Annotated in this window: 19 protein-coding genes; 12 read left to right on the top strand and 7 right to left on the bottom strand. The window is 64.7% G+C overall.

Going from position 1 to position 24,376, the window contains the following annotated elements:
* Nucleotides 1-86: 86 nt before the first annotated feature.
* The 10 genes from CFK21_RS12615 (at nucleotide 87) to glgC (ending at nucleotide 13,605) form a co-directional block, all read left to right on the top strand.
* Nucleotides 87-1,583: a leucyl aminopeptidase gene (locus tag CFK21_RS12615; protein ID WP_096366989.1), complete on the top strand. Its 1,497-nt coding sequence runs from the start codon at nucleotides 87-89 to the stop codon at nucleotides 1,581-1,583.
* A gap of 284 nt (nucleotides 1,584-1,867) precedes the next feature.
* Nucleotides 1,868-2,296: a DNA polymerase III subunit chi gene (locus CFK21_RS12620; RefSeq protein WP_096366990.1), complete on the top strand. Its 429-nt coding sequence runs from the start codon at nucleotides 1,868-1,870 to the stop codon at nucleotides 2,294-2,296.
* A 185-nt stretch (nucleotides 2,297-2,481) separates the two neighbouring features.
* Nucleotides 2,482-5,289 (top strand): valine--tRNA ligase, encoded by a 2,808-nt coding sequence (locus CFK21_RS12625; protein WP_096366991.1) that lies wholly within the window; start codon nucleotides 2,482-2,484, stop codon nucleotides 5,287-5,289.
* A 283-nt stretch (nucleotides 5,290-5,572) separates the two neighbouring features.
* A complete protein-coding gene (locus CFK21_RS12630; RefSeq protein ID WP_096366992.1) occupies nucleotides 5,573-6,655 on the top strand; it encodes an HD domain-containing phosphohydrolase in 1,083 nt (360 codons plus the stop codon).
* A 191-nt stretch (nucleotides 6,656-6,846) separates the two neighbouring features.
* Nucleotides 6,847-7,959, top strand: a complete 1,113-nt coding sequence (gene hemH / locus CFK21_RS12635) for a ferrochelatase (RefSeq protein WP_096366993.1) — start codon at nucleotides 6,847-6,849, stop codon at nucleotides 7,957-7,959.
* Nucleotides 7,960-8,314: 355 nt separating this feature from the next.
* Nucleotides 8,315-9,280: a YbgA family protein gene (locus CFK21_RS12640; protein ID WP_369801207.1), complete on the top strand. Its 966-nt coding sequence runs from the start codon at nucleotides 8,315-8,317 to the stop codon at nucleotides 9,278-9,280.
* Between the two features lie 275 nt (nucleotides 9,281-9,555).
* Nucleotides 9,556-10,728: a TIGR03790 family protein gene (locus CFK21_RS12645; protein WP_157745678.1), complete on the top strand. Its 1,173-nt coding sequence runs from the start codon at nucleotides 9,556-9,558 to the stop codon at nucleotides 10,726-10,728.
* A 111-nt stretch (nucleotides 10,729-10,839) separates the two neighbouring features.
* The gene (locus CFK21_RS12650; protein ID WP_096366996.1) at nucleotides 10,840-11,496 is read left to right on the top strand and encodes a hypothetical protein; all 657 of its coding nucleotides are present in this window, start codon (nucleotides 10,840-10,842) and stop codon (nucleotides 11,494-11,496) included.
* Nucleotides 11,497-11,525: 29 nt separating this feature from the next.
* Nucleotides 11,526-12,086, top strand: a complete 561-nt coding sequence (locus tag CFK21_RS12655) for a YSC84-related protein (RefSeq protein ID WP_096366997.1) — start codon at nucleotides 11,526-11,528, stop codon at nucleotides 12,084-12,086.
* 289 nt (nucleotides 12,087-12,375) lie between these two features.
* Nucleotides 12,376-13,605, top strand: a complete 1,230-nt coding sequence (glgC, locus tag CFK21_RS12660) for a glucose-1-phosphate adenylyltransferase (RefSeq protein WP_172844305.1) — start codon at nucleotides 12,376-12,378, stop codon at nucleotides 13,603-13,605.
* Between the two features lie 314 nt (nucleotides 13,606-13,919).
* Here the strand turns inward: glgC and CFK21_RS12665 are convergent, their stop codons facing one another.
* The 7 genes from CFK21_RS12665 to CFK21_RS12690 all read right to left on the bottom strand — a co-directional run bounded on the left by CFK21_RS12665 (nucleotide 13,920) and on the right by CFK21_RS12690 (nucleotide 21,482).
* Entirely contained in the window at nucleotides 13,920-15,500 is a 1,581-nt protein-coding gene (locus tag CFK21_RS12665) for a peptide chain release factor 3 (protein ID WP_096366998.1), read from the bottom strand.
* A gap of 181 nt (nucleotides 15,501-15,681) precedes the next feature.
* Entirely contained in the window at nucleotides 15,682-16,149 is a 468-nt protein-coding gene (gene rimI / locus CFK21_RS12670) for a ribosomal protein S18-alanine N-acetyltransferase (RefSeq protein WP_231971515.1), read from the bottom strand.
* Nucleotides 16,146-16,904, bottom strand: a complete 759-nt coding sequence (locus CFK21_RS12675) for a uracil-DNA glycosylase (protein ID WP_096366999.1) — start codon at nucleotides 16,902-16,904, stop codon at nucleotides 16,146-16,148. The genes rimI and CFK21_RS12675 overlap by 4 nt, the downstream gene beginning before the upstream one ends.
* Nucleotides 16,904-18,451 (bottom strand): 2-isopropylmalate synthase, encoded by a 1,548-nt coding sequence (locus tag CFK21_RS12680; protein WP_096367000.1) that lies wholly within the window; start codon nucleotides 18,449-18,451, stop codon nucleotides 16,904-16,906. The genes CFK21_RS12675 and CFK21_RS12680 overlap by 1 nt, the downstream gene beginning before the upstream one ends.
* Nucleotides 18,452-18,802: 351 nt before the next feature.
* Nucleotides 18,803-19,405 carry a VPLPA-CTERM sorting domain-containing protein gene (locus CFK21_RS15435; RefSeq protein ID WP_096367001.1) on the bottom strand — a complete coding sequence of 201 codons (603 nt, stop codon included), beginning with the start codon at nucleotides 19,403-19,405 and terminating at the stop codon, nucleotides 18,803-18,805.
* Between the two features lie 110 nt (nucleotides 19,406-19,515).
* Nucleotides 19,516-19,941 (bottom strand): hypothetical protein, encoded by a 426-nt coding sequence (locus CFK21_RS15325; RefSeq protein ID WP_157745680.1) that lies wholly within the window; start codon nucleotides 19,939-19,941, stop codon nucleotides 19,516-19,518.
* Nucleotides 19,942-20,207: 266 nt separating this feature from the next.
* Entirely contained in the window at nucleotides 20,208-21,482 is a 1,275-nt protein-coding gene (locus CFK21_RS12690; RefSeq protein WP_096367002.1) for a tetratricopeptide repeat protein, read from the bottom strand.
* Between the two features lie 186 nt (nucleotides 21,483-21,668).
* On the opposite strand from CFK21_RS12690, the gene CFK21_RS12695 reads away from it, so the two are divergent.
* Together CFK21_RS12695 and CFK21_RS12700 are read left to right on the top strand one after the other, a co-directional pair.
* A complete protein-coding gene (locus CFK21_RS12695) occupies nucleotides 21,669-22,298 on the top strand; it encodes a transglutaminase-like cysteine peptidase (RefSeq protein WP_096367003.1) in 630 nt (209 codons plus the stop codon).
* 15 nt (nucleotides 22,299-22,313) lie between these two features.
* Nucleotides 22,314-24,371: an HD domain-containing phosphohydrolase gene (locus tag CFK21_RS12700; protein ID WP_096367004.1), complete on the top strand. Its 2,058-nt coding sequence runs from the start codon at nucleotides 22,314-22,316 to the stop codon at nucleotides 24,369-24,371.
* Nucleotides 24,372-24,376 lie beyond the last annotated feature (5 nt).

Here is a 24,376-nt window from a genome sequence, read left to right on the forward strand (position 1 = left end):
GAGTCAGGTCCAGGCGATGCGCGTGCCCGCATCATACCGCCATCGCGGCCTGCCCGGCCAGCGAGCACAACCCAGTGGAGTCAAGCATGGAATTCAGCGTCAAAAGCGGCAGCCCCGAGAAGCAGCGCACCGCCTGTCTGGTGGTAGGCGTGTATGAGTCCCGGCGCCTGTCTCCGGCGGCCCGCAGCCTGGACAAGGCCGCCGGCGGCTATCTGAAAAACGTCCTCAAGCGCGGCGACATGGACGGCAGGTGCGGCCAGACCCTGCTGCTGCACGACGTGCCCGGCACCGCTTGCCAACGCCTGCTGCTGGTCGGCTGCGGTCAGGAACGTGAACTCGATACGACCAAATACCGCAACGCGGTGGCGGCCGCGGCGCAGCGTCTGAACGAGACCGGGGCCTCTGACGCGGTCAGCTACCTGGCCGACCTGCACGTCAAGGGCCGGGATACGCACTGGAAGCTGCGCCAGATCGTCGAGGCGACCGAGGCCGCGCTGTACGTCTTCGACCAGCTGAAAAGCGAAAAGGACAAGGTCCGCCGCCCCCTGCGCAAGCTCGCCCTGGGCGTGACCGACAAGAAAGACGCCGGCAACGCCCAGGCCGCCATCACCGAGGGCCGGGCCATCGCCGCCGGCGTGCGCCTGGCCCGCGAGCTTGGCAACCTCCCCGGCAACATCTGCACCCCGACCTATCTCGGCGACCAGGCCCGCGAACTGGCCAAAGGCAAACGCAAGGTCAAGGCCACTGTCCTGGATCGCAAGGACATGGAAAAGCTCGGCATGGGCGCCCTGCTGGCCGTGGCCCGCGGCACGGACGAGCCGCCGAAACTCATCACCCTGGAATACCAGGGCGGGAAGAAGGGCGACAAGCCGGTGGTACTGGTGGGCAAGGGCGTGACCTTCGACACCGGCGGCATCTCGCTCAAGCCCGGCGCGGCCATGGACGAGATGAAGTTCGACATGTGCGGGGCGGCGAGCGTGCTCGGCACCCTGGCCGCGGTGATCCGGATGGAACTGCCGCTCAACGTGATCGGCGTCATCCCCGCCACCGACAACATGCCCAGCGGCAAGGCGATCAAGCCGGGCGACATCGTCACCAGTCTGTCCGGCCAGACCATCGAGATCCTCAACACCGACGCCGAGGGCCGGCTGATCCTGTGCGACGCCCTGACCTACGCCGAGCGCTTCGAGCCGGACGCGGTGATCGACATCGCCACCCTGACCGGCGCCTGCGTCATCGCCCTGGGCAGCCACGCCGCCGGTCTGCTGAGCAACCAGCCGTCGCTGGCGCACGACCTGCTGCAGGCGGGCGAGGCCGCCTCCGACCGCGCCTGGCAGCTGCCGCTGTGGGACGACTACCAGGGTCAGCTCGACAGCAACTTCGCCGACATGGCCAACATCGGCGGCCGCGAGGCCGGCACCATCACCGCCGCCTGCTTCCTGTCCCGGTTCACGAAGAAATATCACTGGGCCCACCTGGACATCGCCGGCGTGGCCTGGAAACAGGGCAAGGAGAAGGGCGCGACCGGCCGCCCGGTGCCGCTGCTGACCCAGTATCTGCTGGATCGGGTGGCGGATAAGTAGATCTTTTCAACGCAGAGACGCAGAGGCGCGAAGTCAGAGTAAATATGAGTGGCGCTTGAATCGGCAGGATTTCAGTTTCTCCATCATTCCCGCGAAGGCGGGACAAAAGCGCGGAGCGCGTTGAACGCCCGTAGGGCGGCCCGAAGGGCGAACGCAGCGAGTAATCCAGTGACCGCAGCGGCATCTGGATCCCGGCCTTCGCCGGGATGACGGAATTACATATGATTTCCATGCGGCCTTTGCGCCTCTGCGTTGAGGTTTCAACCAGGCTCAACGACTGAAGCATGACAAGGATCGATTTCTACATCCTGCCCCAGGCCGCCGAACGCGAACGGGCCCTGTTTGCCTGCAAACTGGCGGAGAAGGCCTGGCAGCAGGACTACCGCATCTTCATCCACACCGGCTCCGATGCCGCGGCGCGGGAACTGGACGAACTGCTCTGGACCTTCCGCGCCGGCAGCTTCCTGCCCCATGCCCTGGCCGACGCCGACCCCGGAGCGTTTCCGCCGCCGGTCCTGATCGGCCATGACCGCGAGCCGCAGACCCACACCGATCTGCTGATCAATCTGGCGCCGGAGGTCCCGACCTTCTTCAGCCGCTTCGCCCGCCTGGCCGAGGTCCTCGACCAGCAGCCGGAGCTGCTCACCGGCGGCCGCGAGCGCTACCGTTTCTACCAGGAGCGCGGCTACCCCCTGCACTCGCACAAGCTGTGAGCCCCTAAGCAACACTGGAACATAAAGCACACAAAGATTTCCCTGCCATTGTCGTGGCGCGGCGCGCCCGGCAATGCATGACCGGAGATTTTCGTGGGTTTCGTGGCCATCCCGGGTTTCACGCCCTGCACCTCCCGCCTGTATAATCCCGCCTTTGCCCGCAACGGCCCGGAGACGTCGGATCCATGGACAAGACCTACAGCCCCCACGCCATCGAGCAGCGCTGGTACCAGACCTGGGAGGACAAGGGTTATTTCGCCCCCGGCGGCGAGGGCGCGCCCTTCTGCATCATGATCCCGCCGCCCAACGTCACCGGCAGCCTGCACATGGGCCACGCCTTCCAGGACACCATCATGGATGCCCTGACCCGCTTCCACCGCATGCGCGGCGACAATACCCTGTGGCAGGCCGGCTCCGACCACGCCGGCATCGCCACCCAGATGGTGGTCGAGCGTCAGCTCAACGCCGAGGGCAGGACCCGCCACGACCTGGGCCGCGAGGCCTTCATCGAACGCATCTGGGAGTGGAAGGCCGAGTCCGGCAACACCATCACCCGCCAGCTGCGGCGCATGGGCGCCTCGCTGGACTGGTCGCGCGAGCGCTTCACCATGGACGCAGGGCTGTCGGAGGCCGTGCGCGAGGTGTTTGTCCGGCTGTACGAGGACGGCCTGATCTATCGCGGCCAGCGGCTGGTGAACTGGGACCCGGTGCTGCACACCGCTGTTTCCGATCTGGAGGTCATCTCCGAGGAGGAGCAGGGCCATATGTGGCACATGCGCTACCCGCTGGCTGACGGCTCCGGGCACGTCATCGTCGCCACCACCCGGCCGGAGACCATGCTCGGCGATACCGCCGTGGCGGTGCACCCGGAGGACGAACGCTACCGCAACCTCATCGGCAAGACCATTTCCCTGCCGCTGACCGGGCGCGAGATCCCGGTCATCGCCGACGACTATGTCGACCCCGAGTTCGGCAGCGGCTGCGTGAAGATCACCCCGGCGCATGACTTCAACGACTACGAGGTCGGCCGCCGCCACGACCTGCCCCTGATCAACATCTTCACCGTGGATGCGGCCATCAACGCCAACGGGCCGGAGAAATACCGCGGCCTGGACCGCTACGAGGCCCGCGACGCCATCATCCATGATCTGAAGGAACTCGGCCTGCTGGAGAAGATCGACGACCACAAACTGATGGTCCCCAGAGGCGACCGCTCCGGCGTGGTCATCGAGCCCTACCTCACCGACCAGTGGTTCGTGGACCTGACCCGCGATGAGCAGGCCGACGGCCGCCCCGGCGGCCGGGCACGCATCACCCTGCCGGCCATCGAGGCGGTGGAATCCGGCCGCATCCGCTTCGTGCCGGACAACTGGAAGAACACCTATTACGAGTGGATGCGCAACATCCAGGACTGGTGCATCTCGCGCCAGATCTGGTGGGGCCACCGCATCCCCTGCTGGTACGACGAGGCCGGCAACGGCTACGTCGCCCGCAGCGAGGAAGAGGCGCGGGAGAAGTACAAGCTCGACGCCGACGTGGCACTGGAGCAGGACAGCGACGTGCTCGACACCTGGTTCTCCTCCGCCCTGTGGCCCTTCTCCACCCTGGGCTGGCCCGGGCGGACCCAGGCGCTGCAGACCTGGTACCCGACCTCGGTGCTGGTCACCGGCTTCGACATCATCTTCTTCTGGGTCGCGCGCATGGTGATGATGGGCCAGTACTTCATGCAGGACGTGCCCTTCCGCGAGGTCTACATCCACGGCCTGGTGCGCGACGCCCACGGCCAGAAGATGTCCAAGTCCAAGGGCAATGTGCTTGACCCCATCGATCTGATCGACGGCATCGAACTCGACGCCCTGGTGGAAAAGCGCACCCGCGGCCTGATGCAGCCGCAGATGGCGAAAAAGATCGAGCAGCAGACCCGCCGGGACTTCCCCGACGGCATCCCCGCCTTCGGCACCGACGCCCTGCGCTTCACCTTCGCGGCGCTGGCCTCCACCGGGCGCGACATCAACTTCGACCTCGGCCGCATCGAGGGCTACCGCAACTTCTGCAACAAGCTGTGGAACGCCGCCCGCTACGTGCTGATGAACACCGAGGGTCAGGACTGCGGTCAACTGGAGGAGAAGGAAGTCGAGCTCACCGTGGCCGACCGCTGGATCCTGGCCCGGCTGCAGCAGGCCGAACAGGAGGTGATCGAGTCGATCCGCACCTACCGGCTCGACCATGCCGCCCAGGCCATCTACGAATTCACCTGGAACGAATACTGCGACTGGTATCTGGAACTGTCCAAACCGGTGCTGACCCACCCGGACAGCCCCGCCGCGCGCCAGCGCGGCACCCGCCGCACCCTGGTGCAGGTACTGGAGACCCTGCTGCGCCTGGCCCACCCGTTGATGCCCTTCATCACCGAGGAGATCTGGCAGCGGGTCGCGCCGCTGGCCGGGGTCGCCGGCGAGACCGTCATGCGCCAGCCCTTTCCGGAACCGGATGACGGCCTGGTGGACACCGCCGCCATCGAGGACATGGACTGGGTCATGCAGTTCATCCTGGGCGTGCGCAGGATCCGCTCCGGCTACGACCTCAAACCCTCCCAGCCGCTGCCGGTGGTACTGGAGAACAGCTCCGCTGCGGACCGCGCCCGACTGGAATCCAACCGTCACTACCTCGAGTTCCTGGCCCGCACCGAATCCATTACCCCGCTGGCACCGGAGGCCGAGCCGCCCGAGGCCGCCACCGCGCTGGTGGGCGAAATGAAGGTGCTGATCCCGCTTGCCGGACTCATCGACAAGGCCGCCGAACTGGAGCGACTGGCAAAGGAAATTGAGAAAAAAGAGCAGGATCTGGAGCGTGTCTCGAAAAAACTCGAGAACGGGAACTTCGTCAACAAGGCCCCCGAGGCCGTGGTGCAGAAGGAGCGCGAAAAGGCAGAAGAGACTCGAACCGCACTCGCCAACCTCATGGCACAGAAGGAAAAAATCGCCGCACTCTGAGCATCGGCCAGGCCTGACAACGCCGCGTCGCCCGCACCCGGGCCGCGGCGTTTTTTTATTCAAGGATCAGCGCCTTCTGTCCGATATTTCCTCTTGCCTGTGTAAGTATCGACCTACGGGTTGCATTATCAATCAGATATCTCGTATTCTTCACAGGCACAGGGAGGAGTACCCGCTAACAGGCGGCACAAGGAAGGAAACGCAGGTTCCCCACGGATCAGGACGCATGCAGCAAGGGGGGCGTCCGGGGAGCCCGATAACAAAAACTGGCACAGGAAACTCGATGCCAACCGTTCTGATTGTCGACGATCAGTCAGAAAGCCGCACCACGCTGACCGAGCTGGCACACACGTTCCAGCATCAGATGCGCGTGGAGGCCTTCCTGAATCCGCATGAGGCCATTCGCTGGCTGACCTGGCATGCGGCCGACCTGGTGATCACCCGCTACGATCTGCCGGAGATCACCGGTGTGGAATTCATCCGCCGGGTCCGGGAACTTCCCAACTGCGCCCACCTCCCCCTGATCATCCTCACCGAATACAACGACAAGTACGCCCGCTACTCCGCCCTCGATGCCGGCGCCACCGATTCCCTGATCGAACCCATCGACCATATCGAGTGCCGGGTGCGCTGCCGCAACCTGCTCACCCAGTTCAGCCAGCACAAGATCATCCGCGACCGCAACCACTGGCTCGAGAAACAGGTCTCCGAAGCCACCAGCGCCATCCGGGTGCGCGAGCAGGAAACCCTGCTGCGACTGGCGAAGGCCGGCGAGTACCGTGACGAGGAAACCGGCAACCACGTCATCCGCATGGCCAAGTACGCCCGGCTGATCGCCGAGGAACTGGGGCTGTCGCGCGAGGACTGCGAGATCATCGAACTGGCCGCGCCCATGCACGACATCGGCAAGATCGGCATCCCCGACGAGATCCTGCTCAAGCCGGGCAAACTGCCGATGGAAGAATTCGAGATCATGAAGCAGCACACGGTCATCGGCTACGAGATTCTCAAGGACAGCCCCTCCCAGTTCCTGCAGATGGGGGCGGTCATCGCCCTGGGCCATCACGAGAAGTTCAACGGCACCGGCTATCCCAACGGTCTGCGCGGCGACGAGATCCCGCTGGCCGCCCGCATCGTGGCGGTGGCCGATGTCTACGACGCCCTGACCTCGAACCGCCCCTACAAGCAGGCCTGGACCCCGCGCGAGGCCATCAGCTTCATGGATCGGCACAACGGCACCCACTTCGACCCCCGCTGCCTGGAGGCCTTCCACGGCCGGCTGGAACAGGTCGGCAAGATCCAGTACCTGCTGGCCGATCCCGTCGAGGAAGATCAGCACCGGTTCTCCCAGCCCGACTCGGCCTGATCCCGCCTCTCCGCTCCCCTCCGGCGTTGTGTCGACGCCTGTATCACTTGGGTATACTTCCCCTGAACAACAGGTAGGATGGGTGAAGGCGCGCGGCGCCGTAACCCATCACCCGGCCGGCGGACAACGATGGGTTGCGCTGTGCTTCACCCATCCTACCCATCACCCCAACAGCGCAGGGCAGGGACCCCATGAACCGCTACCTAGGCGAAACCGACTTCCACCACGACGCGCACGAACGGCTGGGCGTACTGATCACCAATCTGGGCACCCCGACGGCACCGACGCCCCGGGCCGTGCGCAGATATCTGGCCGAATTCCTCTGGGATCCGCGCGTGGTGGAGATCCCGCGGCCGCTGTGGTGGCTGATCCTGCACGGGGTGATCCTGCGCTTCCGCCCAGGCAGGGTGGCCCACGCCTATGCCTCGGTCTGGGAGGAAGACGGCTCGCCCCTGCTCAACATCGCCCGGCGCCAGCGCGAAGCGCTGGAGTCCCAGCTGCTGGCGCGCCTGCCCGGACCGGTCAAGGTCAGCCTCGGCATGCGCTACGGCGAGCCATCACTCGCCGAGGCCCTGGAGGAACTGCGCCAGGCCAATGCCCGGCGCATCGTGGTGCTGCCGCTGTATCCGCACTACTCGGCCAGCACCACCGCCTCCACCTTCGACGCCGTAACCGATATCCTCAAGCGCTGGCGCTGGGTCCCGTCGCTGCGCTTCGTCACCCACTATCACGATCAGCATGCCTATATCGAGGCCCTGGCGACGAGCGTGCGCGAGCACTGGGAGGCGCATGGCCGTGACAACGCCCGTCTGCTGATGTCATTTCATGGCCTGCCGCGGCGCTACCTGGACCAGGGCGACCCCTATCACTGCCAGTGCCACAAGACCGCGCGGCTGCTGGCCGAGGCGCTGCAGCTGAACGAGGACCAGTGGCAACTCGCCTTCCAGTCGCGCTTCGGCCGCGAGGAGTGGCTGAAACCCTATACCGACGCCACGCTGAAGGAATGGGCCGAAACCGGCGTGGAACGGGTGCAGGTCATCTGCCCCGGCTTCAGCGCCGACTGCCTGGAGACGCTGGAGGAGATCCAGATGCAGAACAAGGCCCTGTTCCTGGAGCACGGCGGCAAGCGCTTCGAGTATATCCCGGCACTGAACGAACGCACCGATCACATCGAGGCCCTGACCCAGATCGTGTGCAACGAGGTCAGCGGCTGGCCGGAGGCCGGCAACTGGAGCAGCGAGGCCTACGCCACCATGCGCCAGGGACGCCTGCGCCGGGCCAAGGCGCTGGGCGCGGAGAGATGATTCAAAAAGCGCCACGGAATACACGGAAAGCACGGACAGTACAAATGAATCAGCCCAGCTTCTGTCTGACACTTTACCCGTCATCCCCGCGCAGGCGGGAATCCAGATACCGCTGCGGTCACTGGATCCCCGCCTGCGCGGGGATGACGATGACGGTTACGACAACCGCAATTCATGCCATGATTGGGCCAGCCATGCAGGTCGGGTTAGCGCAGCGTAACCCGACACTCGCGGCAGGCACGTCGGGTTACGCCCGTTCGGGCTAACCCGACCTACGGAGGAACTGCATGGTTTCTGCAACAATCCTTTCCGTGCTTTCCGTGTATTCCGTGGCGCTTTTTAAAGAAGGATGACCATGCCGCACGAGGAAACAGACCGCCTGCCCATCCGCATCGGCATCAGCAGCTGTCTGGTCGGTCAGCGGGTGCGTTTCGATGCCAACCACAAGCAGGACAACTATATCCTGGGCACCCTGGGCGAGTTCTTTGAATTCGTGCCGGTCTGCCCCGAGGTCGCCATCGGCATGGGCGTGCCACGGCCGACCATCCGGCTGCTGGGCGCGCCGGAGGCGCCGCGCGCGGTCGGGGTGAAGGATGCCTCCCTCGACGTCACCGACAAGCTGGTCCGCTACGGCCGCCGGCAGGCGCGGGAATTGACGGACCTCACCGGCTACATCTTCAAGAGCAAATCACCGAGTTGCGGCATGGAGCGGGTCAAGCTCTACACCGACAAGGGCGGCGTTAGCAGCCAGGGCGTGGGCCTGTATGCGCGTGAATTCATGGCCGCCCATCCGCTGCTTCCCTGCGAGGAGGAGGGCCGGCTGGGCGACCCGATGCTGCGCGACAACTGGCTGGAACGGGTCTTCGCCTGGCGGCGCTGGCAGGAACTCAACCGGCAGCGACTGACCGTCCGCGCCCTGATCGATTTTCACACCCGCCACAAGCTGGCGCTGATGGCGCACGGACCGAAGTATTACAAGGAACTCGGTCAGCTGGTCGCCGATGCCGGCAAGGGACCGCTGCGCCCACTGGCGGATGCCTATATCGGGAAATTCATGGGCGCCCTGCAGGTGCGCGCCACGGCCAAACGCCATACCAACGTCCTGCATCACCTGATGGGCTATCTGAAGCGGCAGCTCGACAGCGACGACAAGCAGGAACTGCTGGAACTCATCGAAGCCTACCGACTGGGACGGGTACCCCGTATTGTACCCATCACCCTGCTGAATCATCATTTCCGCCGGTTTCCGAATGACTATATCGCCAACCAGAGCTACCTGCACATGTGTCCGGAGGAACTGAAGCTGCGGAGCTATTATTAGTCTCGTAGGTTGGGTTAGTGCAGCGCAACCCGACAGCTCAATGACTGACGTCGGATTACGCCCTCCGGGCTAATCCGACCTACGATACTATTATTAGCGTTTGCGGCAATAACGCGGAGAACGCGAAGACGCAGAGGCGCAAAGTGTTTGCATATCATGTACAAGCCCGGACCATGAAAAAATCAGCGATCCGTACACTCAACACATTCCTTACCCTTCTGTTCGTTGTCGTCACGACCCAGGTCCGGGCGGAGGGTGCGAAACCCGAGATCCTGATGCCCAAGGCCCGCATCCTGCCGCAGGAGTTGGGCGTGATCGTAAACGACGAGGACCCCTTGAGCGTACGCATTGCCGAATACTACCGGCAGGCACGCGACATCCCCGAGCAGAACCTGATCCATGTACGCATCCCGACCGGACGCAAGCAGATCGGCGACCGGGAATTCGCCTCCATTCAGGCCCGGATCGCGGCGCAGACCCCTGATTCCGTCCAGGCCTATGCCCTGACCTGGGTGGAACCCTATCGCGTCAAGTGCATGTCCATCACCACCGCCATTGCCTACGGCGGCTTCGATGAGAAGTGGTGTTCGGAGCGCGGCAGCAAATGCACCCCGACGGCGCAGGGCGAGTACTACAACAGCCCCAGCCTCCAGCCCTGGCAGGATCACAATCTGCGCCCCACCCTGTCCATCGCCGCTCTGGATTTCGATGCCGCAAGGGTGCTGATCGACCGCGGGGTCGCCAGCGATGGCAGCTGGCCGTCGGGTACGGCCTATCTGCTGGACACCTCGGACAAGGCGCGCACCATCCGTGCCGCATTTTTCCCACGCATTCATGAGGTGTTCGGCAACTATCTGCGGATCGAATCGCTGCAGCAGGACCATCTGTACGACCGCGATGACGTGCTGTTCTATTTCACCGGCCAGAAACGGGTGCAGGGCCTGGATACCCTCGGCTTCGTTCCCGGCGCCATCGCCGATCACCTGACCTCGGGCGCCGGCCAGCTCACGGCCGGCTGGCAGATGAGCGCCCTGCGCTGGCTGGAGGCCGGCGCGACCGGCAGCTTCGGCGCGGTCAAGGAACCCTGCAATTACATCGGCAAGTTCCCCAATCCCGGTATCCTCATGGCCTACTACCTGCAGGGCGCGACCCTGCTCGAGGCCTACTGGAAGAGCGTGGCCATGCCCGGGGAGGGCATCTTCATCGGCGAGCCGCTGGCCGCCCCGTTCAGCGGCTACCGCCTCCACGACGCCGGCGACCACTGGCAGCTGCAGACCCGCCAACTCGCTACCGGCAACTACCGCCTGATGACGGCACCCAGCCGGATCGGACCGTTCCGGACCGAAGACTTCATCCTCCAGGTGCGTCCGGGCGAGCAGCATTTCCGGCTGCCCAGACTGGAGCGCGCGGTCTATCGGCTGCAGCCGCAGGCACCGCCGCAGGACTGAGTGGACACTCGACAGGCGCGCACACCGCGGCAACGGGCTTCTCAGCCGCGCGTGTGTATGCATTAATAATCCTTCCGGGGCTGCCGCTACCCTGACAGGGAGGACATCCGCATGCAGCTGCGCCACCTGCAATCTCTGCTGGAACAACTCTACGAGATCGACATCGGGCTGGATGTCGAGGATTTTCTCATCACCGACCAGCGGCTGGCTGCCCTGCTCGACCGCAGCCCGCGGCCACGGGATATCCCGGAAAAGCTGTTGATCGAACAGTCAGGCGAAGACATCGACGTTTCGCTCTACCTGCACCAGGTCATCGTGGAGCGCCTGCGCGCCCAGAACCCGCTGCACTCACTGCACCGTGGCAACCTGAACGAATTCCTCACTGCGCTGGAAGGGGTGAGTCACTTCGTCTACCTGGCCTGGAACCTCGGCCACGACCGGCCCATTTCGCAACTGGAGATGGAGCTGCAGGCCGAGGTGGACAAGTACTGCCTGGCCGCGGCCCTGTTCGCCCGCCAGCTCGGCGGCATCCCGGACGAACTGCATCCGCTGCTGTTCGAGCGGGTGCGCTACAGTCCTGAACTCGACCGCAGTGAACATCAGCGCTACAGCACCGCCAATCACCATGCCAAGCGCTACTGCCGCAGCCTCTACGAGCGGTTCCTGCGTCCCTGCCGCGGTCAGCGTCTCACCCGTGAACTGCGGCACTTCTACCGCCTCTGGCACCGGCACAAGATCGAACGCATCGAGGCCTTCTGCGCGGCCTGAATCTGACCTATTCACATACGAGGCACGTCATGAAGAACCTGCTCAGACCCTTACTGCTGCTCATCTGCCTGCTGCCGGCCCTGCCGGCCCAGTCCGGCTGGAATCCGCTGGCAAAGGAGAAGGATGCGGACCAGCCGGGTGATGACGCCGGGGTGCACGAAGCCATCGCCGCCTTCAAGAACAGGGACCCGAGCATGCAGGTCTTCTTCGACCAGGCCCATGGCTATGCCGTCTTCCCCACCGTCGGCAAGGGCGGCATGGGTATCGGGGGCGCCTACGGCAAGGGCCGGGTATTCCGGCAGGGCGGCGCCATCGGCAGCGTCACCCTGACCCAGGTCACCCTCGGCTTTCAGCTGGGCGGCCAGGCCTACCGCGAGATCATCTTCTTCAAGGACAAGGCCATGCTGGATGACTTCACCTCGGGCAACTTCGAGTTCAGCGCCCAGGCTTCCGCAGTGGCCGCCACCGCGGGCGCATCGGCCGATGCCGACTACAACAACGGAGTGGCCGTGTTCACCCTGGCCAAGGGCGGGCTGATGTACGAGGCGTCCATCGGCGGCCAGAAATTCAGCTTCACGCCGGCACAGTGACCCTGTCACGACGCTGGCAACCGTCCGGGCGCACCAGAACAACCTGTGAAGATTGATTCACGCACGGGTTCGGTGCGCCGCGCGGGTCAAAACCGCATCACTGGCGCCTCTCCTGCACCCCCCGCTCCCGGCAACAGCGAAATTGCTCTTCCCTTCATGGGGTTGAAAAAACCCCCTTCGCACCGGCATGGGGCTTGCTAAGCTTCAGCTACCGATGCTTGCGATCTGTGCGCGGGCACGGATACAGCCCGGTGCACTTCAATCACGCATACATGCAGGACCTTGCCAGATGCTGGAACAGACCCTGACCATACTCCTCGCCGGCGGCGTCGGTTCACGCCTTCAGCCCCTGACCTCGGACCGGGCCAAGCCCGCCGTCCCCTTCGGCGGCAAATACCGGATCATCGACTTCTCGCTCAGCAACTGCCTGCACTCGGGCCTGCGCCGCATCCTGGTGCTGACCCAGTACAAGTCGCATTCGCTGAACAAGCATCTGCGCGACGGCTGGTCCATCTTCAATCCCGAACTGGGCGAATATGTCACGGCCGTACCGCCGCAGATGCGCACCGGCGAACGCTGGTACGCCGGCACGGCCGATGCCATCTACCAGAATCTGTATCTGCTGGAACGCAGCGGCGCCGAGCAGGTCCTGATCCTGTCCGGAGATCATATCTACCGCATGGACTATGCCGCCATGCTGCGCCGGCACCGGGAAACCAATGCCGATGTCAGCATCGCCTGCATGCAGGTGCCGCTGGCCGAGGCGGGCAGTTTCGGCGTGGTCAGGGTGGATGCGGGGCAGCGCATCACGGATTTTCAGGAAAAGCCGGCACAGCCCGCAGCCGTCCCCGGGCACCCGGATCTTGCCCTGGCCTCCATGGGCATCTATGTCTTTTCCATGGAACTGCTGCAGCGCACACTGCAGGAGGATCATCAACGGGAGGATTCCAGTCACGATTTCGGCAAGGACATCCTGCCGCGGTTGCTGGCGGAGCACCGGGTGCAGGCCTACCCCTTCGGCGGCGAAACGGGGCGGGTACTGCCGGACCGCTACTGGCGCGACGTGGGCACCATCGACGCCTACTACGAGGCCAACATGGAACTGCTCAAGCCGCTGCCGGCCTTGAACCTGTACCAGGACGACTGGACCATTCGCAGCTACCAGCCGCAGACACCGCCGGCACGCACCGTTCCGGGCAGTTCCGGCAACGAGGGAATCTTCATCAACTCCATCGTCGCCGGCGGCGCAGTCATTGCCGGCGGCAGCGTGCAACACTCCATTCTGTTCCCGCACGTCTTCATTGACGACGAGGTCCAGATCCAGGGCGCCATCCTGTTCGACCGGGTCCGCGTCGGTGAAGGGGCGCAGCTGCGCAACTGCATCGTCGACAAGGATGTGCGCATTCCGCCGCAGGAGCGCATCGGCTATGACGCCGAAGCCGATCGCAGGCGCTTCAGCGTCTCGCCCGGCGGCATTGTAGTGGTACCCAAGGGCTATCGCTTCGAGGATCTGCCCTGATCCGGACCGGAAATAAAAAAGAGGGATGCATGGCATCCCTCAAGTCAGTAGTAGAGGAGAGACAATGGCTGCATGCGCGTGACTGCACCTGCAGACAGTCAGCCTCTTTCAGGTTTCGTGCCAGCTTTGGGTATCAAGCAAAAACATGAGGTTGGGATAAGCGCACCGGCAGACGCTGCCACGGCTTCGCACCAGCGGCGCTCATCTGTGCCAGTTCAAGGTGCATGCAGGTCGGGTTAGCGGAGCGTAACCCCACATGACCGCAGTGGCTTTCGGGTTACGCCCTGACGGGCTAACCCGACCTACGGGCTGTCTCAGTGCTCGCGGGTGGCGTGAAACTCCACCTCGGGGAAGCGCTCCTGGGCCATCTGCAGATTGACCCGGGTGGGTGCGATATAGACCAGTTCATCGCTCTGATCCAGGGCCAGGTTCTCGTAGGCCTTGTCGCGGAATTTCTGCATCAGCTTGTCGTCTTCGCACGCGACCCAGCGCGCGGTTGCCACCGAGATCGGCTCGAAGGCGCATTCCACCTTGTATTCGTCGCGCAGGCGCTGGGCGACCACCTCAAATTGCAGCACGCCGACCGCCCCCAGGATCAGGTCGTTGTTGCGCAGCGGGCGGAACAACTGGGTCGCGCCCTCCTCGCACAGCTGATCCAGCCCCTTCTGCAATGCCTTCATGCGCATCGGGTCCCTGAGCACGGCGCGGCGGAACAGTTCCGGGGCGAAGTTAGGGATACCGGTGAATTTCAACTCTTCGCCCTGGGTGAAGGTGTCGCCGATGCGGATGGTGCCGTGATTGTGCAGTCCGATGATGTCACCCGGATACGCCTCCTCCACCTGGCCGCGCTCGGCGGCCATGAAGGTCATGGCATTGGCCACCTGCACATCGCGGCCGATGCGTACCTGGCGCATCTTCATGTTGCGGGTATAGCGGCCCGAGCATACGCGCAGGAAGGCGATGCGGTCACGGTGCTGCGGATCCATGTTCGCCTGGATCTTGAATACGAAACCGCTGAACTTCTCCTCCTCCGGCTCCACCACCCGCGCATCAGTCACATGCGGCTGCGGTGCAGGGGCGTACTCGACGAAATAATCCAGCAGTTCCTGCACCCCGAAATTATTGATGGCCGAGCCGAAGAATACCGGCGTGAGCTCGCCTCGCAGGTAGGCCGCGACATCGAATTCATTGCTCGCGCCCTTGACCAGTTCGATCTCGTCGCGCAACTCCGCAGCCTGGGACCCGAGCACGGCATCCAGTTCGGGATTGTCCAGCCCGGGGATCTCGGTCACATCCTGGCGGGTGCTGCCCTTGCCCGGCTGGTACAGGTGCACCGTATCCTCGAGCAGGTGATACACGCCCTTGAAGCGCCGGCCCATGCCGATGGGCCAGGTCACCGGGGCGCAGCGGATGCCCAGCACCTCCTCCACCTCGTCCATCAGTTCGATCGGTTCGCGGCCCTCGCGGTCAAGCTTGTTGATGAAGGTGAAGATGGGCGTGGTGCGCAGCCGGCACACCTCCATCAGCTTGATGGTGCGCGCCTCCACGCCCTTGGCCACGTCGATCACCATCATGGCCGAATCGACCGCGGTCAGGGTGCGGTAGGTGTCCTCGGAGAAGTCCTCGTGTCCCGGCGTGTCCAGCAGGTTGACGATACGGTCCTTGTAGGGGAACTGCATGACCGAGGAGGTCACCGAGATGCCGCGCTGCTGTTCCATCGCCATCCAGTCGGAGGTGGCGTGGCGGGTGGACTTGCGCCCCTTGACGGTACCGGCGAGCTGAATGGCGCCGCCGAACAGCAGCAGCTTCTCGGTCAGGGTGGTCTTGCCCGCGTCAGGGTGGGAGATGATGGCGAAGGTACGGCGGCGGGCCGCCTCCTGGGCGATATTCGACATATGATTCGGGGTCTTCTCGATGCTGGTGCGGAAAGATATCTATTGTACCGGTGCGGCCGACGCCACCCAAGAGGAGAACGGGTAGGATGGGTGAAGGCGCGGGCGCCGTAACCCATCGCGGATGCCCGCTGATGGGTTACGCTTTGCTCCACCCATCCTACCCGTACTACCCGATGCAGGATCAGTTCAGCGGGCGGGCCATCACGATGGCGTCCTCCCGCCCCTGGTGGCCGGGATAGTAGGCCCTGCGCAGCCCGACCTCGCTGAAGTCGAGCTTCTCGTACAGGGCCAGGGCCGGCTTGTTGGACGGGCGCACCTCCAGGAACAGGGTATCGCCCCCCAGACGACCGGCGGTGATGATCACATGCTGCAGCAGGCGGCGGCCGACCCCCTGACTGCGGACCTCGGGGCGCACGCACAGGTTGAGCAGGTGGGCCTCGCCCGCCGCCACGGACAGGATCGCATAGGCCTGGATGACCTGATCGCGCTCATAGACCCAGCAGCTGTAACCCACGCGCAGGCAGTCGCGCATGATGCCGGCGGTCCAGGGATGCGGATAGCACCGCCGCTCGATCTCCATCACCGCCATCAGGTCGTCCGAGGTCATGGGCCGGATCCGCCCGGACTCGAAACAGGGGACGGCGCTCACTGCCGCGCCGCCTCCGCCGGCTCGCGGATACTCTGCATGGCCAGCTGCAGATCCTCCCAGACCTTGCGCTTCTCGCCGGGCGAGCGCAGCAGATAGGCGGGGTGGTAGGTCACCACCAGCGGGATACCGGCCTCGCCCCAGCGATGCACCCGCCCACGCAGCCGACCGATGGGCTGGTCCGTGGCCAGCAGGTGCTGGGCGGCGATGCGGCCCACGGCCAGGATCAGGCGCGGCCGGATCAGCGCAATCTGGCGGGCCAGATAGTCCTGGCAGCAGCCGATCTCCTCCGGCTCCGGGTCGCGGTTATTGGGCGGCCGGCATTTCAGGATATTGGCGATATAGGCGCTTGTGCGGTCCTGACCGGCGGCCCGGAGGATGGCATCGAGCAACTGCCCGGCACGGCCGACGAAGGGCTCGCCGCGCCGGTCCTCCTCGGCGCCGGGCGCCTCGCCCACGATCAGCCAGTCGGCCTCCGGGTTGCCCACCCCGAACACCGCCTGGGTGCGGCTGGTGTGAAGCGCGCAGGCGGTACAGCCCAGCACCCGCTCGCGCAGCGCCTCCCAGCCCAGCGTCGCCACTGCATCATTATCGGCAGCTGCGGTTGCGGCTGCCGGTTCCGGTTCAGGGCCCGGCGTTGCCTCGACAACCGGCTCCGGCGCGATCGCCGGCGATTCGGCCGCCGGCGGCACCCGCCGCACCCAGGCCTCGATGCCCATGCGCTGCAGGTAGGCCAGCTGCCGGGCCCGCTCAGGCATCAGACATCGCCCAGCTGCGGATGCTCGCGCTCGCCGGGCTCCATCACCTTGTTGAGCGCATTCAGATAGGCCTTGGCCGAGGCGATGACGATATCGGTGTCCGCACCCTGACCGTTGACGATGCGTCCGGCCCGCTCCAGCCGCACTGTCACCTCGCCCTGGGCATCGGTGCCGCTGGTGATGTTGTTCACCGAATACAGCTGCAGCTCGGTACCGCTGTTCACGATGGACTCGATGGCGCGGAAGGCCGCGTCCACGGGACCGCCGCCGGTCTCGCTGGCCTTGTACTCCTTGCCGTCGATGGCCAGGGCGATGTCGGCCCGGGGCGTCTCGCCCGTTTCCGAGCATACCCGCAGGGCGACCAGCTTGTAGCGCTCGTTGATCGCCTCCAGGTTGGCCTCGGTGACGATGGCCTGCAGATCCTCGTCATAGATCTCGTGCTTCTTGTCGGCCAGATCCTTGAACCGGGCGAAGGCCTCGTTGAGCGCCTCCTCGGATTCGAACTCCATGCCCAGTTCGTGCATGCGGCTGCGGAAAGCGTTGCGGCCCGAGTGCTTGCCCAGCACGATGCGGTTGGCCGACCAGCCCACGTCCTGGGCCTGCATGATCTCGTAGGTTTCGCGGCTCTTGAGCACGCCGTCCTGGTGGATACCGGACTCGTGGGCGAAGGCATTGGCCCCGACGATGGCCTTGTTGGGCTGAACCACGAAGCCGGTGATGCCGGAGACCAGCCGCGAGCAGGGCACGATCTGAGTGGTGTCCAGATCCACGTTGCAGGGGAAGATGTCCTGACGGGTGCGCACCGCCATCACGATCTCCTCCAGCGCGGCGTTGCCGGCGCGCTCGCCCAGGCCGTTGATGGTGCATTCAACCTGGCGGGCGCCGTTCATGACTGCCGACAACGAATTGGCCACGGCCAGCCCGAGATCGTTGTGGCAGTGCACCGAGAACACCGCCTTATCGGCGTTGGGCACGCGCTCGATCAGGGTGCGGATCAAATCGCCGAACTGGGCCGGAACGTTGTAGCCGACCGTGTCCGGGATGTTGATGGTGCCGGCGCCGGCATCGATGACCGCCTCGATGATGCGGCAGAGGAAATCGATCTCGGAGCGCCCGGCGTCCTCGGGGGAGAATTCCACATTGTCGGTGTGCTGACGCGCACGCTTGACTGCACGCACGGCCTGCTCGACCACCTGGTCGGGCTCCATGCGCAGCTTCATCTTCATGTGAATCGGCGAGGTGGCGATGAAGGTGTGGATGCGCGCACTGTTGGCGCCCCTGAGGGCCTCGCAGGCGCGGTCGATGTCCTTGTCCAGGGCGCGGGCCAGGCCGCACACGGTGCTGTCCTTCACCGACTCGGCGACGGCCCTGACCGCCTCGAAGTCGCCGGGGCTGGCGATGGGGAAGCCGGCCTCGATCACGTCCACGCGCATCTTCTCCAGCGCCTTGGCGATGCGGATCTTCTCTTCCCTGGTCATGGACGCGCCGGGGCTCTGCTCGCCGTCGCGCAAGGTCGTGTCGAATATGATTAACTTGTCTTGGCTCATGTCTGTTCACCGGGAATCATGCTGTATATCGCCCCCCCCGCGTGGCGAACGCGCACTATAGCAGAGCATTATGGACTCTGCCCGCCGCGGGGGCCAGGTGAGGGTGTTCAGTGATCTGTGGGAAGTGAGATTAGCTGCCTGACGGCAGCAGCAGACGCAGCACAAGAACCAGGTCCGCAGCGGGGGCCCGGTTGAAGCCGTTCAGATTGTGGATGGCGGCTGTGTGCATCTCGAAGGATCGGTACGCTTTCTCGACTGTGAGCCTCGAATATATCCCAAGCGCTCCGGCCTGACAAGTCGGGCCGGGCGATCGCGGCAGGGAGCCCCTGCTCCCCCGTCAGCGGGTTGAATTCAGGCGGTAGCGCGCCTGCGGGCAACCCCGACCAGCCCCAACAGGCCGGAACCGAACAGCCAGACAGCAGCGGGAACCGGCACCGGCGCCGTGGTCCCCAGCAACGAAGGCACGGCGCTGGCACCACTGATATCGAGCCTGACTCCGCTGAAGGTACCGCTGAAACCACTCAGATCAATGGTCGCCGCATAGATACCGTAGAGGGTTTCGCCCTGCTCCGAATTATGTCCGGTATAGTTCTCGCCATCGGCAATGCTGAAACCGGCGGAACTGCCCCCGCTACTGCCCCCGAGCAGAGTGACGGTACCGGCATGACCGCCGTCGCCGACGAAAAGCACGGTGAGATCGACTTCACTGACATCGAACATGTCGCCACCGAAGGAGACGTCAACACTGGCCGGGGCGTCATTGCTCCAGATATAGGAAGCTGCGTTTCCATCCACGATCGAACCCGTACCACTCACCGAGTTGGAATTGAAGCTGCCTGTAGAGGCGTCCAGCACATCAGCGATATCGACAAAATCGATGCCGGCCACCGTGCTCGCCGCAAAGGCCTGCTGACCAAAACACAGCGCAAATATAATTATCAGCAATTGCTTCATGGAACCCCTCCTCACGTACCCCTTTGAGATCGAAACGTCGGGACGCAACGCTGGATTGTCACGACGCCATACCCGGTTGCGTGCTTTCTGTCTCCTGCCTGCAAGCCGCCTCAACCCCTGGGCCCACCGGATGGCGGCGGCGCGCCGGGAGGATTCGGCACCACAACGGGTTCGCCATCTCCCTGAGGACTCGTACGCGGATCCCCCACCGGCGGCGGCGAACCCGGCGGATTCGGCACCACCACTGGCTCCTCTATCTGCGTCGGCGGCTCATTGCCTCCACCGCCCCCGGTCGGATCGACTGCCTGGAATCGCGGCGTCAGGGTCGCGGCATCGCCGGGCCGCAATTCCACGCCGGATTCGACCTGCACGGCCGTGAGCGCCGGCATGCCGCCAGCCGCCGGGGCCAGCACTTCCCAGCGTCCCCAGGAATACACGGAATCCTCTTCCTGCCCGGATCCGGCGGCCTGAACCGCTCCGGTCAGGGCCGGCAACAGGCCGGAACAAAGGGTGACAAGCTTCAAGTACCGCCGCATGGACATATCCTCCGGGGACCGCGGGCTGCGGTCCTGCGTGTTATCTGCCAAACATCAGCAACTGGCATGCCATCGAAATTATAATAAGTGATTTCAATAAGTTGGAAATAACGACCGGACCAGCATCTGCGGCTATGTAATATATTTCGACATTCGCACAGAGGCGGATTATACTTAACTATTTGTTTTTTATAGATAAGTAAAAATCTATATTTTCACTACCTCTGAAATGCGCTCGCCAATACGTAAACTTTTTCGACATTAGATCACAATTCGAAGTCCCGCCGGAATGTCAGGCTGACCTGGCTGCGGCTGTATTCGAACAGCCCCACGTTGGACCGGTTCAGTACCCGGTTGTACTCGCCGGTCATCCGCCAGTCGTCCAGCCAGCCGCGGGCGAACCGGTGGGTGAAACCGAGCACCAGCCGCCGCTCGCGTTCGTCGCGGGCCTCGCCGAAAGGCGGAAAGGTCCCGTCATAATCGAGGTTGCGCTGCACCGCACGGGCATACAGTCGGCCCCGCGGCCAGGCCCGATAGGCGGCGGCCAGCATGAACTCGGGGCCGTCATAGGTCCAGCGCGGCGCATCGGCATCGAAATCCAGGTAATGCAGACCGGCCTGCAGCGACAGGCGCCGGTTGAGGAAGAAGCGCGCCAGGGTCGCACCGAAGGCGGCATAGTCACCTTCGCGGTCCGCGTCGATGGCCTGCTCATAACGGCGGTGGCTCCAGGCGGCGTCCAGGGTGAACTCGCCGCCATCGAACTGCCAGGTCACGTAAGGCTGGAGGGTGCTGAACAGGGCGAGGTCATCGCCGCCCAGACGGATGTGATCCAGAGTCAGGTTGAGTCCGGCCCGCCACCGCTGCAGCACCACCAGCGCCGGCCCGGTACTGAAGGTGGTCACGCCCAGGTTGAAATCGTCCTCGTCGTGATACTCACGGTGGTACAGGGACAGTTGCGATTGCCACAGCAGGCTGGCCACCTGCTCGCCCAGGTCGAGACGTACACCGGGATTGTAGGTGTGGCTGAGACCGGGCTGCAGGAACAGGGCATTATTGCTGCGTTCGGTCGCCCCGGGCAGCAGGCGGATGTTGTCCGCCAGGAGCTCCGAAGACGGGCCCACATTGACATTGGAGTCGTGCATTGCGCCGAAGGCGAGCGAGGCGCGCCAGGTATGGCGTCGATTGAAGCGGGCGCGGTCGGCCGCAACCTGGGCCAGGAAGGCAGTAATGGTCACGCGCACCTGGGGCGGCGTCGCCGGATCCTCCAGTACCTGGCGGGCCAGTTCCTCCGCCTGCTGGTAATCGAGCATGCGGTAGTAGGCCACGGCCAGTTCCAGGCGGGCACGATGCAGCGTGGGCTCGATACTGAGGATGGTCTGAAAGGCCTCACGCGCACTCTGCAGTCGCTCGTCCTCCAATGCCTGCATACCTTCCTGGAACAGGGCCTCGACATCCGTCTCCTGCGCCGCCCCCGGCGGCATGAAACCCAGCTGGCCTGCCAGCAGCAGTAATCCTGCCCGCACAGCGGTGCAGCCGCGCATCCCCATATCGCCTCCCCAATGCTTGTTCCGCTGGAGCCGCAGCCGGACGGCTGCGCAAAAGTCCGCCGATGTTACTGGAAAAATGCCCGCCCATACAATCCGGGCCGCCGGATGGCATTGGCGTACATGCTGTTGAACTGATAGGCTTGTATCTTGTTTTGCCCAGCAATTACAGACAGATATCCCATGCCGCGCCATATCCTTCCGAGTCTTCTGCTGCTGTTGTGCCTGCCGGCTGCAGCATCCGGCACGGGGCTGTTCGGCTACCGGGAAGTGCCGCAGGCGGACGTCAGCCAGTTCGGACAGTGGGTCAGTGTGATGGAGCGGCATCTGCTGCAGGACCGGCCCGAGACGGAGGATTGCGGCAGTCCCGCGTTCAACGCCTGTCACCTGCATGAATGGCGGGAATTCCTGGCATCGCTGCGCGACCTGCCGCGCGCCGAACAGATCAGCGCCGTCAACCGCTATGCCAACCGCAAGGACTATGTACTCGACATCGACAACTACGGGGTGGAGGACTACTGGGCGATCGCGCGCGAGTTTCTGGCCAATCACGGCGACTGCGAGGACTACGCCCTGACCAAACTGTTCTCGCTCAAATGGCTGGGCTGGCCGGTGGAACGGATGCGCCTGGTGATCCTGCAGGACACCAATCTGCGTGTCCCCCATGCCGTACTGGCGGTGTATCAGGACGAGCGCATTCTCATTCTCGACAATCAGATCGACCAGGTGGTGGACCATCGCAGCATCGTGCACTACGTGCCGGTCTACTCCATCAACGAAACCGGCTGGTGGCTGTACTCGCCCGCCGGCTGACATGGGGACGAACACTTGTTCAAGGCATTGAAACACCCGCTCTGGCTGGGGCTGGGCGTCCTGACCCTGATCATAGCCATCGGTCTGGTGCTGATCTTCCAGTATCTCGCGCTCGAGCAGCAGCGGGATCTGCGCCAGTGGCAGCTGCGCCTGGGCGTGGTGGCCGAAACCCGCGCCGAGACCGTCGACGGCTGGCTGGGTGAGCGTTTCGCCGATCTGGAGGAACTGGCCGGCAACGCCTCGCTGCAGATGTATCTGACCCAGGTCGGCACGGCCGAGGGCGAGACCGAGGCACGGCAGGCCACGCTGGGTTATCTGCGCAATCTGATCCTGGCCGCGGCCCAGCGCAGCGGCTTCCAGGGCAAATCCCCGGGGGGCAACATCCCCGCCAACCTGCCGCGCAGCGGGCACGCCGGCCTGGCGCTGTACGATCGCAGCGGACAGACACTGGTGAGCACCCCGCACATGCCCGCCGCCGATGACCGGACCCGGGAACAGATCGAGGCGGTGCTTGCCAGCGGTGAACGCCGGCTGCAGGACATCTTCCTGGGGGCGGACCGGCATGCCCTGGTCGGCTTCGCCGTGCCGGTGTTCGCCGTCCAGGGCATGGAAGCGGCCCGCCAGCCACACCCGGTCGGCGTGCTATATGGCGTGCGCGACGCCGAAGCCGAACTCTTCCCCCTGCTGGCGTCACGGGAACCGCAGGCGCAGGGCGAGACCCTGCTGGTCGCCGAGCAGGACGGCCTGGCCGTCTATCTCTCGCCCCTGCGTGACGACACCCCGCCCACCCAGCGCCGCCTGACCCTGCAGATCCAGCAGCTCGCCGCGACCGAGGCGCTGCACGCGCCCGGCGAATTCCGCCGGGTGCCGGACTATCGCGGCGAGGAGGTACTCATGACCAGCCGCGCCCTGGAGCACGCGCCCTGGGTCATGCTGCACAAGGTCGACGCCGACACCGCCCTGAGCGAGTCACGCGAACATCGCCGCTTCCTGCTGAGCGTATTTCTGCTGACCCTGTTCCTGGTCAGCGCCGCCCTGGTGGCGGCCTGGCGGCACGGCACCAGCCTGCGCGCCCAGCGCATGGCCGCCGAGCTGGCCGCACGGCGGCGGGAGCTGGAGGAACAGGGCCGGCTGCTGCATGCGGTGACCGACAATGTCACCGATTTCCTGTTCCTGCTCGATCCGGAACTGAAATTCCTGTTCGCCAACCGGCCGCTGGCCAATACCATGGCGATCCCGGTCGAGGACATCCCGGGCAAAAGCCTGGCCAGCGTGCTGGGTACCGACATGGCCGGGGCCCTGAGTGGATTTCTGCAGTCACGCACCGACAACCCGGCCAGCCGCCTGCTGGACCTGCAGATCGCCGGGCACCAGCGCCGATTCGAATGCCGGGTGCTGGAGTTGCCGGAGCGGGCCGGACTGGAACGCACCACGCTGGTGGTCCTGCATGACGTCACTGCCCTGCACCGGGCCCAGCAACAGCGGGCACAGACCCTGCAGCAGACCATCCAGGCGTTGATGCGCGCGGTGGATACCCACGATCCCCACTCCGCCGATCACTCCGCCCGCACCGCGGCGGTGACAGCTGCCGTCGCCCGGGCGATGCAACTGCCCGAGGAGGAGCGGCGGGCCCTGGACATGGCAGCGAATCTCGCCAACGTGGGCAAGATCTTCCTGCCCAGGGAAATCCTGACCAAGACCGGCCCCCTGAGCGAGGCGGAACAGGCACAGCTCAGGCAGCACGTGCAGTATTCACTGGATATCCTGTCGAACCTGGAATTCGACGGCCCGGTGCTGGAGATCATCGCCCAGAAACAGGAGCACCTGGACGGCTCAGGCTATCCCAACGGGTTGCAGGGGGAGCAGATCCGCCTCAGCGCCCGCATCCTGGCCGTGGCCAACGCCTTTGTCGCCCTGGTCAGTCCCCGCGCCTGGCGCGAACGGCTGACACCGGAAGCCGCGCTGGACCAGTTATTGAAAGGCGCCGGCAGCAGCTACGACCGCCAGGTGATCGCGGCCCTGTTTCACGTGGTGGAAAACGACGAGGCCCTGGAGGCAGCGCCAGGGGAGTGAGCCGC

The organism is Thiohalobacter thiocyanaticus (genome assembly GCF_002356355.1).
Classification (GTDB): domain Bacteria; phylum Pseudomonadota; class Gammaproteobacteria; order Thiohalobacterales; family Thiohalobacteraceae; genus Thiohalobacter; species Thiohalobacter thiocyanaticus_A.

What these genes read in the sequence shown, in the direction of transcription:
- CFK21_RS12645 (WP_157745678.1), top strand. Translation starts at nt 9,556, where the DNA reads ATGCCCAAGGCCCGCATCCTGCCGCAGGAGTTGGGCGTGATCGTAAAC.
- CFK21_RS12625 (WP_096366991.1), top strand. Translation starts at nt 2,482, where the DNA reads ATGGACAAGACCTACAGCCCCCACGCCATCGAGCAGCGCTGGTACCAG.
- CFK21_RS12680 (WP_096367000.1), bottom strand. Translation starts at nt 18,451, where the DNA reads ATGAGCCAAGACAAGTTAATCATATTCGACACGACCTTGCGCGACGGC.
- CFK21_RS12665 (WP_096366998.1), bottom strand. Translation starts at nt 15,500, where the DNA reads ATGTCGAATATCGCCCAGGAGGCGGCCCGCCGCCGTACCTTCGCCATC.
- CFK21_RS12615 (WP_096366989.1), top strand. Translation starts at nt 87, where the DNA reads ATGGAATTCAGCGTCAAAAGCGGCAGCCCCGAGAAGCAGCGCACCGCC.
- CFK21_RS12695 (WP_096367003.1), top strand. Translation starts at nt 21,669, where the DNA reads ATGCCGCGCCATATCCTTCCGAGTCTTCTGCTGCTGTTGTGCCTGCCG.
- CFK21_RS15435 (WP_096367001.1), bottom strand. Translation starts at nt 19,405, where the DNA reads ATGAAGCAATTGCTGATAATTATATTTGCGCTGTGTTTTGGTCAGCAG.
- CFK21_RS12620 (WP_096366990.1), top strand. Translation starts at nt 1,868, where the DNA reads ATGACAAGGATCGATTTCTACATCCTGCCCCAGGCCGCCGAACGCGAA.
- CFK21_RS15325 (WP_157745680.1), bottom strand. Translation starts at nt 19,941, where the DNA reads ATGCGGCGGTACTTGAAGCTTGTCACCCTTTGTTCCGGCCTGTTGCCG.
- CFK21_RS12675 (WP_096366999.1), bottom strand. Translation starts at nt 16,904, where the DNA reads ATGCCTGAGCGGGCCCGGCAGCTGGCCTACCTGCAGCGCATGGGCATC.
- CFK21_RS12650 (WP_096366996.1), top strand. Translation starts at nt 10,840, where the DNA reads ATGCAGCTGCGCCACCTGCAATCTCTGCTGGAACAACTCTACGAGATC.
- glgC (WP_172844305.1), top strand. Translation starts at nt 12,376, where the DNA reads ATGCTGGAACAGACCCTGACCATACTCCTCGCCGGCGGCGTCGGTTCA.
- CFK21_RS12690 (WP_096367002.1), bottom strand. Translation starts at nt 21,482, where the DNA reads ATGCGCGGCTGCACCGCTGTGCGGGCAGGATTACTGCTGCTGGCAGGC.
- hemH (WP_096366993.1), top strand. Translation starts at nt 6,847, where the DNA reads ATGAACCGCTACCTAGGCGAAACCGACTTCCACCACGACGCGCACGAA.
- CFK21_RS12630 (WP_096366992.1), top strand. Translation starts at nt 5,573, where the DNA reads ATGCCAACCGTTCTGATTGTCGACGATCAGTCAGAAAGCCGCACCACG.
- CFK21_RS12655 (WP_096366997.1), top strand. Translation starts at nt 11,526, where the DNA reads ATGAAGAACCTGCTCAGACCCTTACTGCTGCTCATCTGCCTGCTGCCG.
- CFK21_RS12640 (WP_369801207.1), top strand. Translation starts at nt 8,315, where the DNA reads ATGCCGCACGAGGAAACAGACCGCCTGCCCATCCGCATCGGCATCAGC.